This is a genomic window from Pedobacter cryophilus, assembly GCF_005116455.1.
GTDB classification, from domain to species: Bacteria; Bacteroidota; Bacteroidia; order Sphingobacteriales; family Sphingobacteriaceae; genus Pseudopedobacter; species Pseudopedobacter cryophilum.
In genome coordinates, this window is sequence record NZ_SWBP01000005.1 from 72,006 (window position 1) to 94,492 (window position 22,487).

Consider the following 22,487-nt stretch of genomic DNA (forward strand, 5'->3'; position numbering starts at 1 on the left):
TTGTTAAATTTTAGAACATTTAAAATGCAAATAAAACCTATACATATCCTAAAATACAGCTGCTTAATAACTTTGGGTGCTTTAAGCTTTAGCGTTGTTGCTCAACAGCGTGATAGCGTAATGGCCAAAACAGTTCAAAATGCTAAAACACAAAAAGTAAAAGGTACTGTTAAAGACGCTACAACGGGAGCGCCATTAGCGGGTATCAATATTTCTTCACCTGGTTACTCTGCAAGTATTACAGATGATAAAGGAAATTTCTCTATCAGTACACCTTATACCAATTCTACTTTATTGGTAAGCGGCAACGGTTTTCAAACTAAAGAAGTAGCCTTAAAAGGTAAATTAACTGTAGATATCATTCTTTACGAAGCTGGTTATACTTCATTTTTTGACGAGGTAACCATGCCAACAGGCGTAAAAATAGAAAGTCAAGTTCCTTTTGCTGCAAAATCTTTAAACGTGGAAAAAAGCCAGTGGGAATTAGCTTCAGAAACCCCCGGTACTTACCTGCAAGGCCGTTTAGCAGGCGTAAATGCTACTCGTCGTTCTGGAACATCTAACAGCGATGCAACATTATGGTTAAGAGGCTTTAACTCGCTTTATGCAACTAATAAACCTTTAGTGGTTGTAGATGGTGTAATTTACGATACTGAAGATTACAGTTCAGAATTAATTGGGAATAACTTTAATAATTCAATCGCAAATATTGATGTAAAAGACATTGAAGATATCAGTATTTTAAAAGATGGATCCTCTCTTTATGGCACAAAAGGGGCTAACGGAGTCATCATGATTAGTACCACCCACCCAAAAGATTTAACTACAAAAATGGATTTTGCAGTATATGGAGGCTTTAATCAGCAACCTAAAAACATTCCTTTGTTAGGTGCGTCAGATTATCGTTCCTACTTAACTCAAATATTGCAAACTAGGGGTTTAAGCCAAAATCAAATACAGGCACAGCCTTATATGAATGATAATCCAAATAATTTCACTTATAACAACAATACCAATTGGCAAAATGAGGTGATGCAAAATAGCTATAATCAAAACTATTACTTAAAAGTAACAGGTGGAGATAACATTGCTAAATATGCACTATCTATGGGTTATGTAAATAACGGGAGTGTAATTCAAAATAGTGATTTTTCTAAATACAGTATGCGTTTAAATGGCGATTTAAATTTAACGCCTAAGCTTACTTTACAAGCAAATTTATCTTTCTATTACAATGAGCAAAACTTACGCAATCAAGGTAACAACTATAGAACTTCTAGTCCGCTTTATTTAGGTTTAACTAAAGCACCTTTTTTAGCGACTAATGTTTTTGCTGTGGATGGAGCACAATCACCAAACTTTAACGATTCTGACATTTTTAATGTAAGTAATCCGGCGGTGATAGTTTCAGATAATACCATTGGAATTAACAGAGCTTACAGGTTTTTTGGTAACCTGCATTTTGGTTACAAATTCAATAAAAATTTAAACTTGGTAACCATTGCCGGTATTACTTATGATAAAGGCAGAGAGAATTTCTTTTTACCTCAACTAGGCGTTACCAGCGATACTTTAGCAACAGCTATTGCTTTAAACAGATCTGGAACAGAAATACAACGTTTATTTAGTGTTTTTAATGATACTTATTTAAACTTCAATAAAAGTTTCAACAACAAACACAACTTTAGCTCTAGAGTAGGTTTACGTACGCAAACTAATAATTCTGAAAGTGATTTTGGATTAGGATACAATTCTGCAACAGATGAATTTTTAAGTGTAGGCGCCGGTAGTACAACTTTACGTAAAGTGGGCGGTACTTTGGGCGGCTGGAATTGGATGAACGTTTACATGGCCAATAATTATAGCCTGTCTAACAAGTATTTCTTCTCTCTTAATTTAGCATTAGACGGATCAAGCAGATTTGGAAAAGATGCAGATAATGGAGCCATAGCCATTGGAGATAATAAATTTGCCTTTATGCCTTCTATTGGAGCAGGTTGGTTAATTTCTTCTGAAGATTTTATGGCCAACAATACCTTTATTAATTTCTTGAAATTAAGAGCTTCATACGGAATTACAGGTAATGATGATATAGGAAATTACTCCTCAAGATCTTACTATACTTCTCAAAATTTAGTGGGCGTACAAGGTTTAGTTAGAGGAAACATTGGAAACTCCAGTCTACAATGGGAAACCGTTAAAAAAGCGAATTTAGGTGTTGATTTAGCTGTTTTAAAAGAAAAATTAAGCTTAACGTTTGATGTTTTTTCTAATAGAACCAGCAATATGATTGTTTTTGAATCTCTTAATTCTTCTACAGGTTTTGATTTTGCCATTAACAACAACGCAGCCATGAGAACCAATGGATATGAAATTGCTGCTAACAGCCGTGTAATAGGAAAAGCTGATTTGAAGGTAGATTTAGGCGTAAGTTTTTCTCAATATAGAAATCAAATTACTTCATTGCCATCTGGCGAATTCCTTACTCAGTTTGGTGGCGCAACTTATATCACAAAAGTGGGTCAAGATGCTAATTTATTCTACGGTTTAACCAGTAATGGAATTTTCACTACTAACGCAGCCGCTACCGCATCAGGTTTACAAAGAAGATTACCTAATGCATCTTTAGTGCCTTACCAAGGTGGTGATGTTCGCTTTGTAGATTTAAATGGAGATAACGTAATTGATGATGCGGATAGAACTGTAATTGGTAATCCAAATCCAGATTTTATTGGAATGTTTAACTCTGCGGTGTCTTACAAAAGATTTAGCTTAAACGCGATGTTTAACTTCTCTGTAGGTAATGATTTGTATAACGGAACCAGAAATAGTTTAGAAAGCATGTCGGGTTATGAAAATCAAACTCAAGTAGCCTTAAACAGATGGAGAGCTGATGGTCAAATCACTTCTACACCAAGAGCAAATTGGGGAGATCCAATGGGAAATGCACAATTTTCTGATCGTTGGGTAGAAGATGGTTCTTACCTAAGATTAAGAACCTTGGCTTTAAGTTATAATATCCCCGTTAAGGATAAAATGATTAAAGGAGCTAAAATTTATGTGACAGCAAACAACCTGTTCACTTTAACCAACTATTTAGGTTACGATCCAGAGTTTAGTGCTAATTCAGCGCTATTTGCACAGGGTGTAGATACCGGTTTAATACCACAAGTAAGAACATTTCAACTAGGTTTTAAATTAGGCCTTTAATCATATCAGAGAATTTTTAGTATAGAAATGATGAAATTAAAATTTAATACAACAAAATGGTTTAGCTGCATTGCGTTTACGCTAGTGGTTACAGCTAACGTTTCCTGCAAAAAGTTTTTAGAGGTAGAACCTAAAGATAGATTAGTAGCAGAGCAAACTTACAGGAATGTATTTGATGCAGATGCTGCCGTAATAGGTGTTTACGGTAAGTTTATGAACTTGGCCGAGCAGTATGTAATTCTTAATGAATTAAGAGGCGATTTAATGTCGGTTACAGAAAACTCAAATCCTTTTTTAAGACAAATTAATGATCACCAGGTAAGTGCTGATAATCCTTACGCCGATCCAAAATTATTTTATGAAGTAATTTTAAACTGTAATGATGTCTTAGCCAACTTTGATATCATGCTAAAAGATAACAAGTTTACGCAAGATCAATACAATCAGCGTTATTCTGATGTGGCTTGTATCAGATCATGGGTTTACCTGCAATTAGGTATTCATTTTGGAAACATTCCATACATCACCTCGCCATTAGAAAACTTAGCCGATGTTAAAGATGTCACCAAATTTCCAAAGGTAAATTTTGATCAGTTATTAGATCTTTTAATTCCTTTTGTAGAAGGTTTACCTTACAAAAATACTTACGCAAGTAATTCCTCATTAATTACTACTGTAGATGGTTATGCTACAGCCAAATTCTTTATCAACAAACAATGTTTAATTGGTGATTTAAACCTTTGGAAGGGGAATTATACAAAAGCAGCAACCGCTTATAAAAGTGTAATGACCAGTTTTGATGATACAGGTGATGCAAATGCCAGGTATGATACTTACAAAATTAAGTTTGCTGATGTAGCTGGTAATAATGATTTATCTGTAGGATATATTCGTTTTAGAGAGCAAGATACTCAAGGGCTTATTAACAGTACTACCCAAGGCTGGAAATCTATTTTTGCCAGACCAAGAGATGTATTATGGAACACAGAATGGATTTGGGCTTTACCATTTAGCAAAAACTTTCAACCAGTAAATCCATTTGTAGATTTGTTTTCTATACAAGGCGGAAAATATTTGGTTAAACCATCTCAACTATCAATTGATAATTGGAATGCTCCAGTAAAATACAACGGTATAGTGGGCGATGCTAGAAAAATTTTCAGTATCAATGAAAATAACGGCAGACAAGTAGTAATGAAATACCTTTATAATTATTTAGACGATAGAACATTTTTGCCAAGGGTTTTATTTGAAAAAGAAGGAAATTGGTTTTTATACAGGGCAGCTACTTTGCACTTACGTTTTGCCGAAGCTGCCAATAGAGATAACAGACATAAATTAGCAGATGCATTAATTAGCACAGGAATTAATAATAATTATGACCCTACACCAGGAGTTACAGGCAGAAACGTAACTAACATTATGCAAACGTTTGATGTAGCACCTTATGATTTTGATGCTAGAAATGGCGATTTCCCAAGCTTTAGAGCTACATGGCATAGAAATACAGGAGTAAGAAACAGAGCTTATTTACCAAGGTTAGCGGTAGTTGGTGATAGTACCATTTCTATAGAAAACAATACCATTACAGAAGCAGGTTTAGAATTAGCTTTTGAAGGTAACCGTTGGGGAGATTTAATGCGTATTGCCAGAAGAAGAGGAGAGCCCGCTTTCTTAGCAGATAAAGTTTATCAAAAATTATTAAGAGAAGGTAATCCTAATGCAACTGCGGTACGTACCAAATTAATGGACCCAAACAATTGGTACTTGCCATTTAAGTTCGATTAATTTTTATTCATCATAATTTTTAAGCAAAACCGGCCTTTTAAAGCCGGTTTTGCTATTTTTAAGGTTTTAGCATTTACACATGGTCAAAAGCAACAGTAGGTTTATTTTTAAAAAATTCATCTTATTCTTAAAAGGAGGGTTCTTTTGTTTATTTCTATTCTTTTGCTCACCACTTAAAGCGCAAAATTTTGAGATTTTCACCTCAAAACACAAAGTAAGTATAGTTTACAGTCGTCAATCGGTAAAATTAGATTCTATTACAGCGCATTTATTAGCAAAAGATATTTATGCAGTTAGCGGTTATTTGCCTTTGGTTTACACCGATGTTAAAGAGGCCAAAGGAAACGTAATTATTTTGGGAAACTCCCAACATTCGCCAGCTCAAAGTTTTCCTGAATATGATGCATCACTATTAAAAAATAAATGGGAGGTTTTTTCATTTGTTTTACTAAAAAGACCTAATGAAAAAATTAAGCAGGCTTTAGTCATCACAGGTAGTGATGCCAGAGGATTGGCTTATGGCGTTTTTCATCTTTCAGAAAAAATGGGGATAAATCCTTGGTATGATTGGGCTGATGTTCATCCTGAAAAAAGGAAATCTTTAATCATCAACATAAAAGATACCATTTCTAAAACACCATCGGTAAAGTATAGAGGCATTTTTTTAAATGATGAAGATTGGGGTTTAAGGCCTTGGGCTGCAAATAACATAGACACAGCGCTAAAAAATATTGGTCCAAAAACTTACGCTAGAATATTTGAGCTTTTATTAAGGTTAAAAGCAAATATGATTTGGCCAGCCATGCATCCGGGGACCAAAGCTTTTTTTAATATTCCAGAGAATTTAGCTGTTGCCAAAGCTTATGAAATAATTGTTGGTTCTTCTCATGCCGAACCTATGTTGCGCAACAATGTAGATGAATGGAAAGAAACTAGCATGGGCGCTTTTAATTATGTAAGTAACCCCTCAGTAATTAACAATTATTGGCAAAAAAGAATCGAGGAAACCCAAGGCTTGCAAGCCATTTATAGTTTAGGAATCAGAGGAGTGCATGATAGCGGAATGGAAGGTGTTAAAAACAATAAAGAAGCCATAAAGGTTTTAGGAGATGTTTTTAAAGCGCAAAGAAACATGCTCAGTAATGCTTTAAATAAAGATCTACAGGTTATTCCGCAAGCTTTAACTTTATACAAAGAGGTATTAGATATTTATGATGAAGGCTTAAATGTACCAGAAGACGTGACTTTGGTTTGGCCCGATGATAATTATGGTTACATCCGAAGGTTAGGAAATTTAAAAGAAAATAAGCGATCAGGTGGGGCGGGCGTTTATTACCATATTTCTTATTGGGGTCGTCCGCATGATTATTTATGGTTAAGTACCACACCACCAGCTTTAGTACATCAAGAAATGCTAAAGGCTTATCAAAACGAAGCTAAAAACATGTGGATCGTAAATGTTGGCGATATTAAGCCGTCAGAATACCAAACCCAATTGTTTTTAGATATGGCTTATGAAATGGAACCTTTTCAAAAAAACGATTACTTAAAGCAGCATTTAACCAATTGGTTGCAGCAAATATTTAAGTTAGAGGAGACCCAAAATCTTACCCATATCATGCAAGCTCATTATCAGCTAGCTTTAGAAAGAAAGCCCGAATTTATGGGTTGGAGTCAAACAGAACCTACCACTCAAATTCAGCAAACAAAATATAATCATTTCGCTCATGGCGATGAAGCTCAAAAAAGAATTCAGGCTTATTTAACTTTAGAAAATCAAGTTGCTGAGGCGAAAAATAAAATTCCTTTGCATTTACATGATGCTTTTTATCAATTAATTGAATACCCGGTAATTGGCGCTTCTAATATGAATAAGAAGTTTATTTATCATGATAAATCAATGTTTTATGGCAAACAGGGTCGTTTATCTGCAAAAAGCTACACAGATTCAATGTTTTTGGCGTATGAAAATATCCAAAAAGCAACAATTTTTTATAACAGCACCTTAAGTAAAGGGAAATGGGCCGGTATGATGTCGGCAGAGCCAAGAAACCTACCTGTTTTTGCTTTGCCTAAAACGACTATAGAGATGGTGCCACAAAAAACAGTTTGGAATATAGCCGTTGATGGAGCCTCAAATTTAGAAAGCGACACGCTAATTGCGCCAACATTTTATGGCAAAGCCGATGAAAAATTCTTTATTGACATCTTTTTGCAAAAGGATGTACTCATCAATTGGAAAGCAGAAACTCCAACAAATTGGATTAAATTTTCTCAAAACCAAGGAACTTTAAACGCCAAGCAAAACCAGTACAGAATTTGGCTTAAACCTAATTTACGCAAATTGCCAAAATCAAATCAAATTGCTGATGTGCAAATTAAAACCAACCAAGGCAATAAAGTGATTAGGTTAAACTATCAGGTAAATGATAAAAAACTAGAGGGCATTTTTAAAGAACAAAATGGCTACGTTTCCATATTTGCGGCTAATTATTCAAATAAATTTGGCGATAAATGGCAATTGATAGAAGGTTTAGGTTATAGCGGTAAAGTAATGTCATCAGGTAATTTACCGCTAACCAAGCCAGATAGTCTGGTGTTAACCTATCAGTTTTATAATTCCACATCGGCGAAAGCCAAAATCTCTGTTTTTACCGTTCCTACCTTGCCTTTAAATAATGAATTAAAGTTGAGATATGCCATCAGAATTGATAAAGGCGAATGGAAAGAAGTAAATTTTGAAACTTTTGGTAGAAGTAACCAATGGAAAGAAAACGTTTTGTCTAACATTACCAAAAAGGATTTTGATTTCCCAAAATTAGCCGTAGGTATACATGAATTAGAAATTAAAGCGCTAGATCCACAAGTGATGATTGATAGAATATTAATAGATATGGGCGGATTAAAGCCAGCTTACAGCGTTATAAAAGAAACTAAATAATATAGAACAGGACACAGCAGGTTGCCAATTTTGCAATGCAAGCCTACATTTGATTATTCTAAAAGCGAATAAACCCTTATAAAGCTACTTTATTTGCAAAAATATTAATTGGTTCAATATGCGGCTCCCGCTGCATTACAAAAGATCATTTCAATCTGAAATGGTCTTTTCTTTTTTACAGGTTTTTTAAATGTTGATTAATTTTGGGATCCCCTTAAAACCAAAGCTCAACTTTAACACAGATTAAGTAATAAAGGAATTTTGAAGGGATATATAAGTTTCAACTTATGATTTGCAATAACGCTTTTTATTTCAATGATTAAAATCATTTAGCGTTGTGACCTTCGTGTGCTCGGTGGTTAAAATTTTAATATAAGTTAGCTTTTCATATTACCCATCATCGGGATAAAAATACAGTAAATAACAAAAAAATAAACATGAGGAATATTAAATATTGGCCGATTTTTAAATTAATTGAATTGATTTTTAATTAATAAGATAGTAATTAATTTAATAAAATAATGTCATTTTGTTTTTTAAGTTAAAAAACAAAATTATTAAAGTTAAATCACAAGAAAATTACAATCAGGATGCAACGGGTTGCGATGATTTTTTATCTGTGCTACATTTGTCTTAAGTCAATCCAAAAAGGCTTGTAAACCAAAAATTATAAACTAAACAATTAATTATGAATCCTAAGATTTTTAAAAATCCTAAAGGTTTTTCTCATCGGGTTTTAAGTTTAATGTGCTTACTTTTTATGTTTAGCTCATTATTAGTTAACGCTCAGGATAAAACAATATCCGGAAAAATCATTGATGAAACAGGTGAACCAGTACCAGGGGTGGTGGTTCAAAACAAAGTGAGTAAAAAAGGCGTGGTTTCTGACCTTTCTGGTAGATACAGCCTAACGGCAAACACAGGAGATGATCTTGTTTTCTCATTTTTGGGTTATATCACCCAAACCGTAAAAGTTGGAGCCTCAAGCACAATAGACATTACTTTATCATCTGATACCAGAGCACTTAGTGAAGTAGTGGTAATTGGTTACGGTACACAAAAGAAAGCCAACGTATCTGGTGCGGTAAGTACTTTCAAAGCCGATAAATTAGAAGAACGTCCGGTTGGTAGAGTAGATCAAGCAATGGTGGGGCAAATGGCTGGGGTAACGGTTAAACAAACCACAGGTCTTCCTGGTAAAGGATTAAGTATTCAAGTAAGGGGTACGGGGTCAATATCTGCCGGAAATGAGCCACTTTACGTGATAGATGGTTTTCCTCTTGCTGGAGCTAGTCCAAACGGAGCCGGAAACTATGCTACAGGTAATCCTTTAGATAATATCAACCCAAATGATATAGAATCTATTCAGGTTTTAAAAGATGCGGCTTCAGCGGCAATTTATGGTTCTAGAGCAGCCAACGGGGTAGTTTTAATTACCACAAAAGGAGGTAAAATTGGAAAACCTAAATTAACTTTTAATAGTTATGTGGGATATAATGAGGCGAGTAGAAAGGTAGATATGTTAACCGGTCCGGAATGGATAGACAGAGCTACCGAAATTATAAATGCGCAATGGGTAGCTTCGGGTACTGGGCGTACAGCAGCACAAACTAACGAGCAAAGAAGAGTCATATTAGGTTTAGCGCCTGGTTTGGTAAATACCGGTTTTATGACTGATGACCGTTGGGCGCAACCAGGCTATCCAGGTTTAAGAGTAATTGACTGGCAAGATGAGGCTTTTAGAAAAGGGGTAACGCAAAATTATCAGCTTTCTGCAAGTGGCGCTACAGATGCGGTTAAATACTATGTTTCTGGAAACTATGCTGGGCAAGAAGGAATGGTAATTGGTTTAAATTTTAAATCATACTCTGCCAGAGCTAACGTAGAAATTAATCCTAATAAAAATTTAAAACTAGGCTTAAACTTATCTCCAACTTATTCTGTTGGTGAAGACCCTGGGGTAGAAGGAAAAGATAATATTTTGCACCAATTAACCAGTATGACTCCTATACAGGAAGATACCATGGGTGTTTACAATAATTCTTTTAATAACGATCAATACAGATGGAGTTCTTCTCCAAACAGTCCAATTGCAAAATTGCAAAACACGCAAACTAACAATGCTACGTTTAGAAACATAGCCAGTATTTTTGCGGAGTATAAAATTTTAGAAGGCTTAACTTTTAAAACTACCCTTAACTTAGATAATTCAGATTACAACGCAAAAAGATATACTCCATATACTATTGGTGGTACTTTAGCGGCCAGATTATCACAATTAACGGTGGGTACTTCAGGTGCTTTTACATCTTTTAGAAGGCAAACTTTTGTGAATGAGAACACCTTAAATTTTCAAAAGAAATTTAATGATAAGCATGATCTATCTGTATTAGGAGGTTATTCTTTCAATACCGATAAATTAAATACGCAAAGTTTAACTTCACAGGGCGGGTTTGGAAATAGTGTAATTACTACTTTAAATGCCGCAAATGGAATAGTAGGTAATACTTTTGAAACAAAGAACGTGTTACTTTCTTATTTTGGAAGGCTTCAATATAGTTATGCAGATAAATACCTGTTTTCTGCAAGTTTACGTAGAGACGGTTCTTCAAGGTTTGGTGCAAATACCAAATGGGGATTATTTCCATCAGCTTCTGCTGCTTGGAGAGTAACTCAAGAAAGCTTCATGACTGATTATGCCAATGTAGTGAGTGATCTTAAAGTAAGAGTAAGTTACGGTGAATCTGGAAACTACAATATTGGAGATTATAGCAGTATTCCATTATTAGCTAACTTTAATTATTCTTTCAATGGTGTCCCTGCTATCGGCCAAGCTCCTAACGGAATTGTAAATCCAAATCTTGCATGGGAAAAATCAAAAACCATTAACGCAGGTATAGATTTTGGTTTATTTAAAAACAGAATCTCAGGTGCATTTGATATCTACAGAAAAGAAAGTTCTGATCTATTATTGAATGTATCTGTACCTCAAATTACAGGCTTTAGCTCTTCTTTAGATAATATTGGTCAGGTTCAAAATAACGGATGGGAATTTGAATTGAGCAGTCAAAATTTAGTTGGAGATTTTAAATGGTCAACTTCAGCTAATTTAACGCATAACAGCAACAAGGTAATGGCTTTACCTAATGGTCAATCGCAAATATTGGTGCCCTCAAGTTTTGATATACCTCATAGTTTAATTAGAGTTGGCGATCCATTATACAGTATTTTTGTAGTAAAGCAATTGGGTATTTTATCAGCTCAGGATATTACAAATAATGTGGCTAGATATGGCGCTCAAAAAGAAGGAGATGCTAAATATTTTGATGCAAATGGCGATGGTGTAATTGATGCAAATGACCGTGTAATAGTAGGTCATCCAAACCCAAATTATATCTACGGTATTACTAATAATTTCAAATACAAGAATTTTGATTTATCTGTTTTGGTGCAAGGTCAAACAGGTGGGTCTCTTTATTCTTTATTTGGTAGATCAGTTAATCGTACTGGTACTGGCGTTACAGATAACGTTTTGGGTACTTGGGAAAATCGTTGGCGTTCTGCCAGTGATCCTGGAGATGGCCAAATAGGTAAAGCATATTCAACTTTTGGTAGAATTAAAAATACAGATTGGTTATACTCTTCAGATTACGTGAGAGTAAGAAACATTACTTTAGGATACAACCTAGGGAATGCCATCAAAATAAAACAAATACAGGGAGCAAGAATTTATATTTCTGCCGAAAACTTCTTTGGTAAAGATAAATATGATGGAGGTTTTAATCCCGAAGCTACCAATACCAGTTTTAGTGGAAGTACACAATATCCAGAATCTGGAGATTATGGTGGTTTACCATTGGCTAAATCTCTCATTTTTGGTTTAAACTTCACCTTTTAATTCAACAAAAGAAAAAGATTATGAAAAAGATATTTTATGCAGTTACCATTACCGGAGCGCTGCTTATTACCAGTTGTGAAAAGGAATTAGATCAAACTCCTATTTCATCAGCAACTACTGAGACTTTTTATTCCATTCCCAATGATTTTTTACAGGGAGTAAATTCAGTTTATGCTAACCTAAAAACTTATCCAGATAGGCAATTAAATTTATCAGAAACCAGATCTGATAATTTATATGCCGTATCAGACGGAGGAGTGAGAGATTGGGAAGGCGTTAATAGCTTTCACAAGAATTTATCAGCCAATCCTTATTTAGAAGAAGCTTGGGCTACTAATTATAACGGTATTTACAAAGCAAATACGGTTTTAGGGCAAATAGCAACTAATGGAACCATTATTACTAATGCAACTTTAAGAAACAGATATGAAGCAGAAACGCGTTTCTTAAGAGCATTTTATTATTTTGATTTGGTAAGATGGTTTGGGAAAGTGCCCTTGATAGATAAGGTAGTTTCAGCAAAAGAAGCTTTAGAAATACCAAGAAGCCCTGTTGCAGATGTGTATGGTTTAATTATTTCTGACTTGCAATTTGCTATTGATAACCTTACAGAAGTTTATACTTTACCAGCAGATAAAGGACGTGTAACTAAAAATGCAGCTAAAGGAATATTGGCATTGGTTCACATGACTCGCTCAGGTCCAACTTATAGTATAGACGGCCCTGGTTTAGGTTTAAACGAATGGGGGAAAGCTTATACATTACTTAATGAAGTAGTGGTTAGTAATAGATATGCTTTTATTTCTAGTTACCCAACCGTATTCTCATTCACAAATGAGAACAATTCTGAAGTGGTATTTGATGTACAATACAATACGGGTTCTAATCCAGTAGTGGGTGCAACTTTTCCTTGGGTTTTAGTTCCTGATAATTGGTTTACCTCATTAGGGAAACCCGTACAAGGCGGCTTAACCATTAGACCTGTAGCTACAGATTTGTTAAATTCTTATGAAACGGCAGATACAAGAAAAGCATTTTCAATTCAAACTGGCTTTGTGGCAAATGGAGTGGCAGAGCCTCGCAGTTTTTTCAAAAAGTATGTTGATTTAAACCGAGTTCCTGTAAGTAGATTTGACTGGCCAATTAACTTTATTGTATTAAGATATACTGATATTTTATTGCTTAAAGCAGAATGTACACTAAATGGTGGTGGCGGAAACTTAGCTACAGATGTGTTAATACCAGTTAACCAAGTAAGAGCAAGAGCCGGATTAACAGTGCCGCTTACAAGTCTTACCCTAGCTCAATTAATGGAAGAGCGAAGAAAAGAGTTTGCAGCAGAAGGTTCTCGTTGGCATGATTTGGTAAGAAGCGGTTTAGTAATCACTAAAATACCTGCTTGGATTACCGCCGAAGATGTTCAACGTCAGATGCAGCCTTTTGTAAAAGATTTTGTGATCTATGCAATTCCACAATCACAATTAGATGTAAAACAAGGTTTATATACTCAAAACGTAGGTTATAACTAATTGTTCTTTAACTGAATTAAAAGCCACGAAATTTCTATTTCGTGGCTTTTTTTGTTGTGCCGGCTAAGAGATTTGTCAACTCTTTTGCCAGTTGTATTAAAGAGTTGACAAATTTTTCTTTCACAAATCTTCCGTTTCATCAAATGTCAGGACGATACAGGATAGCCCATTCTTTTAAAATTCCTATTTTAGAGGTTCAAGATTATTAACCAATTTTCAGACAAGCTTAAGATTACATACAACCTTTATATGTTGCTTGATATTTAAAACGTTAAGTTTTTTATTCCTGCATAAGGTAAAATATAATCTCCTTGCTGACCATAGAATTATGAACGTACGATACAAAAAATTAGTCCTGGTTACATTTCTCCTTATTGGATTCACATCAGGTTCCTTTGCCCAAAATCAATTATCGTGGCCAACAATAACCCAACAAAATAAACCATGGACAAGATGGTGGTGGGAAGGAAGTGCCGTAGATACCACCAACCTAAAATGGATGTTAAAAGAATATCAAAAAGTAGGTTTGGGCGGTTTAGAGATTACCCCAATTTATGGTATAAAAGGAGAGGAAAGTAAGTTTATCAATTTCTTGTCGCCAAAGTGGATGGATATGCTGGGCTTTACCTTAACAGAAGCTAAAAAATTAGATTTAGGCATTGATATGGCTCAAGCATCTGGCTGGCCTTTTGGTGGTCCGTGGGTAAAAGATGAAGACGCAAGTAAATATGTTGCACATCAAATTTACACCTTAAATGAAGGCGAAAAGTTAAAAGAACCTATTTTTTTTCAACAAAAAACTCTTTTAAGAACTGTTGGCGATAGAACAACTATTGATAAATTGGTTGAACCCATTGCGGCAAATCCCAATATGCAAGGTTACGCTTTTGATCAAGTGAGGTATCCTAAAATATTAAAAGCAGAAACCTTAATGGCTTACTCAGAGGAAGGTGAAACTTTAGATCTTACCAATAAAATTGGTGCTGATGGCCTATTAAATTGGGTCGCCCCAAAAGGAAAATGGACTTTATATGCGCTATTTGAAGGGATGCATGGTAAAATGGTAGAAAGAGCAGGACCGGGTGGCGAAGGTTATGCCATAGATCATTTCTCTTTATCGGCCACAAATAATTATTTGAATTTTTTTGATAAAGCTTTTAAAGGATATGATTTATCTTATTTAAGAGCCTTTTTTAACGATTCTTATGAAGTAGATGATGCACAAGGCGAAGCTAATTGGACGCCAAATTTTTTAGCGGAATTTAAAACCAGAAGAGGATACGATATAAGAAATGAATTACCTGCTTTATTGGGTTTTTCTAAAGATCAAGATAGAGCAACCAGAGTTTTAACAGATTACCGCCAAACCGTTTCTGATTTATTATTAGAAAATTATACCAAAGCTTGGCATAAATGGTCTAAAGGAAACGGAAAATTAATCAGAAATCAAGCACATGGTTCGCCAGCAAATATTTTAGATTTATATGCCGCAACTGATATTCCAGAAGCCGAAGGTGATGATGTTTTAAGAATTAAATTTGCTTCCTCAGCAGCTCATGTTACAGGTAAACCACTTTCTTCATCAGAATCTGCCACTTGGGAAAACGACCATTTTTTAACCCGATTAGGTGATGTTAAAAAGAAAATGGATTTATTCCTTTTAGGAGGTATTAACCATACTTTTTACCACGGCTCAAACTATACCCCACAAGATGCTAAATGGCCGGGTTGGTTATTTTATGCAGCAGTTCATTTTACGCCAAATAACTCTTTTTGGGGCGATTTTAAAGCCTTAAACAATTATGTGGCGCATTCACAATCCTTTTTACAAGCAGGTAAACCTGATAATGATGTGTTGGTGTATTTGCCAATTTATGATTCTTACGCCAACAGAGGAAACACTTTGTTAGTACATTATGATGGGATTGAAAAAGGTTTTAGAGGAACAGGTTTAGATAAAACCGCTAATGATTTATATGATAAAGGTTATGCTTTTGATTTTATTTCTGATACTCAAATCATGAATACTTCTGCTGCTAACGGAAAAATCAAAACTGCCGATGTAAATTATCAAACCATTTTAGTGCCAGCGGCAATGTATATGCCTGTAGCAACTTTACAAAAGCTAGTGAAATTAGCAGAAAGTGGCGCAACCATCAGTTTTTTAAATTTCTTACCTAAAGATGTTCCGGGCTTAGCTAATTTAGATCAAAATCGTTTGGCATTTAAAGCGCTTATTGCACAATTAAACTTTAAAACCGAAGGAAATTTTCAAGTGGCCAAAGTAGGTAATGGGTCAATTTTATTGGCTAACGATTTAAATAATCTATTATCGGCAGCTAAAGTTGCACCAGAAAGCATGAAAGAAATGAACCTTAACAACATTCGAAGAGCGGTTGATGGAGGTAAATATTATTTTATTGTGAACGAAGGAACAGAAATGATTAACGGTTGGGTGCCTTTAAGCACCAAAGCAAAATCAGTGGCTTTATTTGACCCAATGACAGAGAAAAAAGGTTATGCAGCCATTCGCCAAACCGCTAAAGGAACCGAAGTTTATTTGCAATTAGATAAACTAGAAAGCTGCATTTTACAAACTTATGATAACGTGGAAAATGCTGCCTCTTATGCTTACGTTGGTGCTGCAAATGAAGGGAATCAAATATCAGGAACTTGGAAGGTGAACTTTATTTCTGGCGGACCAGTTTTACCAAAAGCTTTAGAAATGCAAAGCTTAAAATCATGGACAGAAAGCGGTGCTGATTATGCAAATTTCGCTGGAACAGCATCTTATACTCAAACTTTTAAAAGGCCAAAAGGTAAAGCAACCGCTTATCTTTTAGATTTAGGTAAAGTAGAAGAAACCGTAAAGGTAAAATTAAATGGAGTAGAAATTGCCATTTTAATGGGTCCAAACTATAAAGTAGAGATTCAAAAAAGCCAATTAAAAAGAAAGAATACTTTAGAACTTTTGGTTTCTAACTCAATGGCTAACCGTATTTCTTGGATGGATAAAACCAATCAAAACTACAAGATTTTCTATAATATCAATATGTCATCAAGATTGCCCGAAAATAGAGGTGCTGATGGTTTATTTACCGCTAAAAACTGGACAGTAAAACCATCAGGTTTATTAGGTCCTGTTCAAATCACTCCTTTAACTTATATCAATCCAAAATAATTTATTCCCGTTATGAAAAAGTATTTATCTATTGTTTTTTTTCTGATGGCTTCCTTAAGTTCATCGGCGCAAAGCAATATTACTAAAACCATAAAATACCTGTCAGGAACAGATAATGAGAATACGGTAGCTTGGGATTTTTGGTGCACTGGTGGGAGAAAAGCTGGTGTTTGGACCAAAATAAATGTACCAGGCCATTGGGAACAACAAGGTTTTGGTGAGTATAATTATGGCAGAGATTACGTAACTTATGGTAAAAACTTTCGTTTTGCCGATGAAAAGGGCTTATACAAATACAACTTTACCGTTCCAGCAAATTGGACTGGAAAAGATATAAAAATTGTGTTTGAAGGTTCTATGACGGATACTGAGGTGAAAATTAATGGTAAATCAGCCGGAAAAATTCACCAAGGTTCTTTCTATTTATTCAAATATGATATCAGTTCTTTATTAAAATATGGAGCTTCTAATTTATTGGAAGTTACGGTAAGTAAAATGTCGGCAGATAACTCTGTAAATAATGCAGAGCGATTAGCTGATTATTGGATTTTTGGTGGAATTTATCGCCCAGTTTATTTAGAAGCTACTCCAAAACAACACATAGAATGGACATCTATTGACGCCAAAGCTGATGGCTCTTTTGCAATGAATGTGCATATAGAAAATCCTGTTAAAGGGGCCGAAGTTTATGCCGAGTTAAGCGATTTAAAAGGGAAAGTAATAGGTTCGGCGAAAGCCATAAATACCAATGGAGATACCGTTTTAAAAGTAAGTACAAAAATCACTAACCCTAATCTATGGACTGCCGAAACGCCAAATTTATATCAGGTAAAAACCTATTTACGCTCAGCAGGTAAATCAATTTATCAAACTCAAAACAGATTTGGTTTTAGAACCATTGAAGTGCGTAAGCAAGATGGAATTTACGTGAACGGTAAAAAGGTGAAAATGAAAGGCGTTAATCGCCATGTTTGGTGGCCAGAGACAGGTAGAAGTGTAAATGCCAGATTAGATTTAGCTGATGTGAAGTTAATTAAAGGGATGAATATGAACGCCGTAAGATGTGCGCATTACCCGCCAGATCAAGCTTTTTTAAACTATTGCGATTCGCTGGGTTTATATGTTTTGGATGAATTAGCGGGCTGGCAAAAAGCTTACAGCACCAAAGCTGGTGAACCTTTGGTTAAAGAAATGGTTAAAAGAGATGCCAACCATCCATCTATTATTTTATGGAGTAACGGGAATGAAGGCGGTCATAATTTTGATTTAGATGATGATTATGGCAAATATGATTTATCTAATCGTACGGTAATTCATGCTCACCACCGACCAGGAAATGCCATTAACGGCATTGACGGTAATCATTATGAAGATTTTAACAGCACCCAAAAAATATTAGCCGATACCAATATTTATATGGTAACCGAGTTTATGCATGCTCAAGATGATGGTGCCGGTGCAGCCGGATTATCAGATATGTGGGATTTGCATTGGAACGCTAAAAAAGGAGCCGGAGGCTTTATTTGGGCTTTTGTTGATGAAGCCATTGTGAGGACGGATAAAAACGGAATGTTAGATCCTAACGGTGTAAATGCGCCTGATGGTTTGCTAGGTCCGCATCGTGAAAAAGAGGGGAGTTATAACGCCGTAAAAGAAATTTATTCGCCTTATAAAATCATTTTAACCAAACTGCCCGAAAACTTTAATGGCAGCATTGAAGTAGAAAACAGGTACAATTTTACCAATTTAAATAAAGGAAAACTGAATTGGGAATTGATCAATTATAACCTTCCTGATGATAAAGATGCTGGTTATAAAGTGATGAAAAGTGGAACCGCAGTTGCGCCAGATATAGAACCTTTTGCGAAAGGAAATATTCAAATTCCGTTGCCTGCAGATTGGAAACAATACCAAGCTTTAGCTTTAACCGCCACAGATCAACATGGGGAAGAAGTCTATCGTTGGGTTTGGAAAATCCAACAAAATAGCCAAATGGTAAATATTTTGCTGCAAAGTAAACTGAAGAATCCTAAGGTTGCGGTAACAGAAAAAGACAGTATTTTAACCGTTAAAGGTGGTGATATCAGCGTAAGCTTTAGTAAAAAAACAGGTAAAATTATAGGTTTAACCAATGATAAAAGTGCGCCAATTTCTTTTGGAAACGGTCCGGTTTTGGTAAGCGGTAATGCTGCTTTTGTTTCTCTTACTCATAAAGAAGAAGGAGAAAATATAGTGATTGAAGCCAATTATACTGGTGCCATGAAAGCCATTAAATGGACCATGTACCCAAGCGGATGGTTACAGATGGATTATAGTTTTACTTTAAACGGAAAGCATATTTTTGCCGGAATAAGCTTTGATTACCCAGAAAATTATGTTTTAGGAGCTAAATTTTTAGGAAACGGACCTTACCGAGTTTGGAAAAACCGTTTGCAGGGCGTTACCTATAATACTTGGGAAAAATTTAATAACAGCACACAAACAGGATCTTATCCTTGGATTTTTCCAGAGTTTAAAGGCTATTATTCTAACATCAATTGGATTCAAATGAACACCGTGGAAGGTAAATTTACCATTGCTACCCCACAAGATGATTTATTTGTAAGGCTATTTGATTTTTACGGTTTAACCGGAATTGAGCCACATCCGCAATTGCCAACTGGCGATATTTCTTTCTTAGAAGGCATTCCGGCTGTAGGAAGTAAATTAGGTTTGAGGATAACTCCTCGTCCGCAAATGTATGGCCCAGCGGGCGAAACCAATGAATTTACAGGCGAACAGAAACGTACTTTATACTTCTTTTTTGGTTTAGCACCATCAGATAGAGTAAACAATTTTGTGATGCCAAAAGTGAATATCTTAACAGATTAATTGATGAAAAAAGCGCTCTTTTTATTCGTTTTTTTATTCGTTTTTGTTTTGGCTAAGGCCGAAGTAAAACTACCGGCATTATTTGCTAGTCACATGGTACTGCAGCAAGATACGCTAGTGAATTTTTGGGGTTGGGCAAAGCCGAATGAAAAAATAAGTATTAAAGCAGATTGGCAAAATAAAACCATAACCCTTACAGCTGATGCAGATGGAAATTGGAAAGCGACCATAAAAACCTTAAAATTTGATAAAAAGGCGCATCAAATTTCATTTAAAGGAGAAAACGAAATCATTATCAATGATATTTTATTTGGTGAAGTGTGGTTATGTGGTGGGCAAAGTAATATGTCTTTCCCCATTCAAGGCATACCCGGGCGCTATTTAGGCTTGGTAAACGCTAAAGAAGTTTTACAAAAAGCCGATAACCCTCTTTTGCGTTTCATCACAGTAGAAAGAAAAGTTTCTGCCGAGCCACAAAAAGATACCAAGGGCGAATGGTTAGTGTGCACACCAGAAACTGCTGCCGGAGATATTTCTGCGGTATCTTACTTTTTTGCTTTACAGCTGATAGAGAAAACAGGTTTCCCGGTAGGCTTAATTGGTTCTAATTGGGGAGGCACACCGGCAGAATCATGGACAAACAAGAAAATTTTAGAAAATGATAAAGATTTTAAGCCAATTTTAACTAGATATGATGCCACCGTAGCCGATTGGAAAAATATCAGTCAGCAATATCAATCAGATCGAAAACAATATTTAAAATTGGATTCTATCGCAAAAGCAAATAAAACAACAAGACCAACCGCACCTGCAGAACCTATTGGAGCAAACAGCAATAAATCGCCATATAAGTTATACAATGCCATGATTGCCCCATTAATTCCTTTTACAATTAAAGGCGTAATTTGGTATCAGGGAGAAAATAATGCTGTTAGAGCGTATCAATATAGAAGGTTATTTCCCGCTATGATTCAAAATTGGAGAGACGATTGGAAGAATCAAAATTTGCCTTTCTATTTTGTTCAAATTTCTCCGCATCGCTCTCAAAACGCCGAGATTAGAGAAGCGCAATTGTACACTTTTCAAAATGTAAAATCTACAGGAATGGTGGTTACCACAGATAACGGCGACTCTGTAGATATTCACCCAAGAAATAAAGAATTGGTAGGAAATAGATTGTCTTTATGGGCATTAAAAAACCATTATGGTTATAAAAATATAACAGCTTCTGGACCTATTTATCAATCTGCGCAAATTCAAGGCAATCAAATAGCAGTGAATTTTAAGTACGATAACGGTTTAACCGCAAATGGAGCACCCTTAAAAGAGTTTATGATTGCCGGTGCTAATCAGGTTTTTTATCCTGCCAAAGCAACCATTAAAGGAAAACAAATTATAGTTTCATCAGAAAAAGTAAACAAACCGTTAGCCGTTCGTTTTGCTTGGAAACATGTTCCTCATCCAAATTTATTTAATGCAGCAGGTTTGCCTGCATCACCATTCAGAACCGATTCTTGGGAAGTAGAAACCCAAGGATTAAATTAATCTTACAACAATTATGAACTTTAGAAGTAGAAAATTCTTCCTTATCGCTTTTGTTGCACTGGCAACATTTTTTCAATCGATTGCTAAAGATAAAGACCCCGCCTGGACAAAAAAGGTAGGTACTGCAAAACTGAAATTTAAGAAGCAAGAATTTGTAGCCAACAATTTTGGAGCTAAAGCCGATAGCACATTTTCTAGTACAGCGGCTATTCAAAAAGCCATTGATGCTTGCGAAAAAGCTGGAGGTGGTACAGTTACCCTAAATCCGGGTAGGTACTTAATAGGTTCTTTATATGTAAAAAGCAATGTGAAGTTAAGGATAGATGATGGGGTAGAACTATTGGGCAGTCAAAATATTAAAGATTACCCAATTATTGATACCCGTATTGCAGGTATGGAAATGAAATGGCCATCAGCTTTGGTTAATATTATTGATCAAAAAAATGCAGCTGTAGAAGGCAAAGGGCTCATCAATGCCAGAGGGAAAGTGTTTTGGGAATTGTATTGGAGCATGAGAAAAGATTATGAAGCAAGAGGTTTAAGGTGGATTGTAGATTACGATGCCCAAAGACCAAGAACCATTTTAGTGCAAAATTGTGAAAACGTACAACTCAAAGATTTTAGAATTAAGCAAGCTGGTTTTTGGAGTGTGCAAGTTTTATACAGCACTCATATTACTGTAGACGGATTAAATATTAGAAATAACATTGGCGGAAAAGGACCAAGTACAGATGGCGTAGATATAGATTCGTCTAGCTGGATTTTAGTTCAAAACTGTGATATAGATTGTAACGACGATAATTTTTGCTTAAAAGCTGGTAGAGATTGGGACGGTTTAAGAGTGAACAGACCAACAGAATACGTGGTGATCAGAAATAGTATTGCCCGCAGAGGAGCAGGATTATTGACTTTAGGAAGTGAGACATCAGGAATGATTAGACATGTTTTAGCCAAAGATTTAATTGGACTGGGTACTTCTAACGGCATCAACATCAAATCGGCACTTACCCGTGGCGGCGGTATAGAAGATATTCATTTTAAAAACTTTAGAATGGACAGCGTAAATACGGCTTTCCAAATTGGTAAAAATTGGAATCCCTCATACAGTTATTCTACTTTACCTAAAGAATTTAAGGTTGATGAAATTCCGGTTCACTGGCAAAAAATGCTGAATAAAGTAATGCCAGCCGAAAAAGGAATTCCGGTTTTTAAAGATGTTTATATTACTAATATGAGCGGTGTTGGTCTTAAAAGAGCTTTTAATATTGCGGGTATAGAAGGTTCGCCGGTAGAGCGTTTTAACTTTAGCAATATCAATTTAGAAGTTCAAACTGCAGGGACTATTTCTTTTGCAAAAGATTGGAAAATGCTTGATGTAAAAATCACAGCTAAAGATGGTACTAAAGTTAAAGTAGAAAATTCTACAGGGGTAGCGCTTTAAAATTGCTACGCTTAAAGTTCTTTTAAAATGATGTCGCTATCACTCTTGATGTGATAAATTTAATCGTCCAAAAATATAGCTCG

9 protein-coding genes are annotated in these 22,487 nt (G+C 35.4%); all 9 read left to right on the plus strand.

The genetic code is table 11. The features are described from left to right. Window positions 1–24: 24 nt before the first annotated feature. The gene (locus FA046_RS13705) at window positions 25–3,210 is read left to right on the plus strand and encodes a SusC/RagA family TonB-linked outer membrane protein (RefSeq protein ID WP_136827106.1); all 3,186 of its coding nucleotides are present in this window, start codon (window positions 25–27) and stop codon (window positions 3,208–3,210) included. 27 nt (window positions 3,211–3,237) lie between these two features. Further along, window positions 3,238–4,998 carry a RagB/SusD family nutrient uptake outer membrane protein gene (locus FA046_RS13710; protein WP_205943659.1) on the plus strand — a complete coding sequence of 587 codons (1,761 nt, stop codon included), beginning with the start codon at window positions 3,238–3,240 and terminating at the stop codon, window positions 4,996–4,998. Between the two features lie 79 nt (window positions 4,999–5,077). Next, entirely contained in the window at window positions 5,078–7,939 is a 2,862-nt protein-coding gene (locus tag FA046_RS13715) for a glycosyl hydrolase 115 family protein (RefSeq protein WP_136827107.1), read from the plus strand. A gap of 688 nt (window positions 7,940–8,627) precedes the next feature. After that, window positions 8,628–11,837: a SusC/RagA family TonB-linked outer membrane protein gene (locus FA046_RS13720; RefSeq protein WP_136827108.1), complete on the plus strand. Its 3,210-nt coding sequence runs from the start codon at window positions 8,628–8,630 to the stop codon at window positions 11,835–11,837. A gap of 20 nt (window positions 11,838–11,857) precedes the next feature. Further along, window positions 11,858–13,366 (plus strand): RagB/SusD family nutrient uptake outer membrane protein, encoded by a 1,509-nt coding sequence (locus tag FA046_RS13725; RefSeq protein WP_136827109.1) that lies wholly within the window; start codon window positions 11,858–11,860, stop codon window positions 13,364–13,366. A 328-nt stretch (window positions 13,367–13,694) separates the two neighbouring features. Next, entirely contained in the window at window positions 13,695–16,547 is a 2,853-nt protein-coding gene (locus FA046_RS13730) for a glycosyl hydrolase (protein WP_136827110.1), read from the plus strand. Window positions 16,548–16,559: 12 nt separating this feature from the next. Beyond that, the gene (locus FA046_RS13735) at window positions 16,560–19,418 is read left to right on the plus strand and encodes a glycoside hydrolase family 2 protein (RefSeq protein ID WP_136827111.1); all 2,859 of its coding nucleotides are present in this window, start codon (window positions 16,560–16,562) and stop codon (window positions 19,416–19,418) included. 3 nt (window positions 19,419–19,421) lie between these two features. Next, window positions 19,422–20,963, plus strand: coding sequence for a sialate O-acetylesterase (locus tag FA046_RS13740; RefSeq protein WP_136827112.1), 1,542 nt, complete (start codon window positions 19,422–19,424; stop codon window positions 20,961–20,963). Window positions 20,964–20,976: 13 nt separating this feature from the next. Then, the gene (locus FA046_RS13745; protein WP_136827113.1) at window positions 20,977–22,404 is read left to right on the plus strand and encodes a glycoside hydrolase family 28 protein; all 1,428 of its coding nucleotides are present in this window, start codon (window positions 20,977–20,979) and stop codon (window positions 22,402–22,404) included. Window positions 22,405–22,487 lie beyond the last annotated feature (83 nt).

What these genes read in the sequence shown, in the direction of transcription:
- FA046_RS13705 (WP_136827106.1), top strand. Translation starts at nt 25, where the DNA reads ATGCAAATAAAACCTATACATATCCTAAAATACAGCTGCTTAATAACT.
- FA046_RS13710 (WP_205943659.1), top strand. Translation starts at nt 3,238, where the DNA reads ATGATGAAATTAAAATTTAATACAACAAAATGGTTTAGCTGCATTGCG.
- FA046_RS13715 (WP_136827107.1), top strand. Translation starts at nt 5,078, where the DNA reads ATGGTCAAAAGCAACAGTAGGTTTATTTTTAAAAAATTCATCTTATTC.
- FA046_RS13720 (WP_136827108.1), top strand. Translation starts at nt 8,628, where the DNA reads ATGAATCCTAAGATTTTTAAAAATCCTAAAGGTTTTTCTCATCGGGTT.
- FA046_RS13725 (WP_136827109.1), top strand. Translation starts at nt 11,858, where the DNA reads ATGAAAAAGATATTTTATGCAGTTACCATTACCGGAGCGCTGCTTATT.
- FA046_RS13730 (WP_136827110.1), top strand. Translation starts at nt 13,695, where the DNA reads ATGAACGTACGATACAAAAAATTAGTCCTGGTTACATTTCTCCTTATT.
- FA046_RS13735 (WP_136827111.1), top strand. Translation starts at nt 16,560, where the DNA reads ATGAAAAAGTATTTATCTATTGTTTTTTTTCTGATGGCTTCCTTAAGT.
- FA046_RS13740 (WP_136827112.1), top strand. Translation starts at nt 19,422, where the DNA reads ATGAAAAAAGCGCTCTTTTTATTCGTTTTTTTATTCGTTTTTGTTTTG.
- FA046_RS13745 (WP_136827113.1), top strand. Translation starts at nt 20,977, where the DNA reads ATGAACTTTAGAAGTAGAAAATTCTTCCTTATCGCTTTTGTTGCACTG.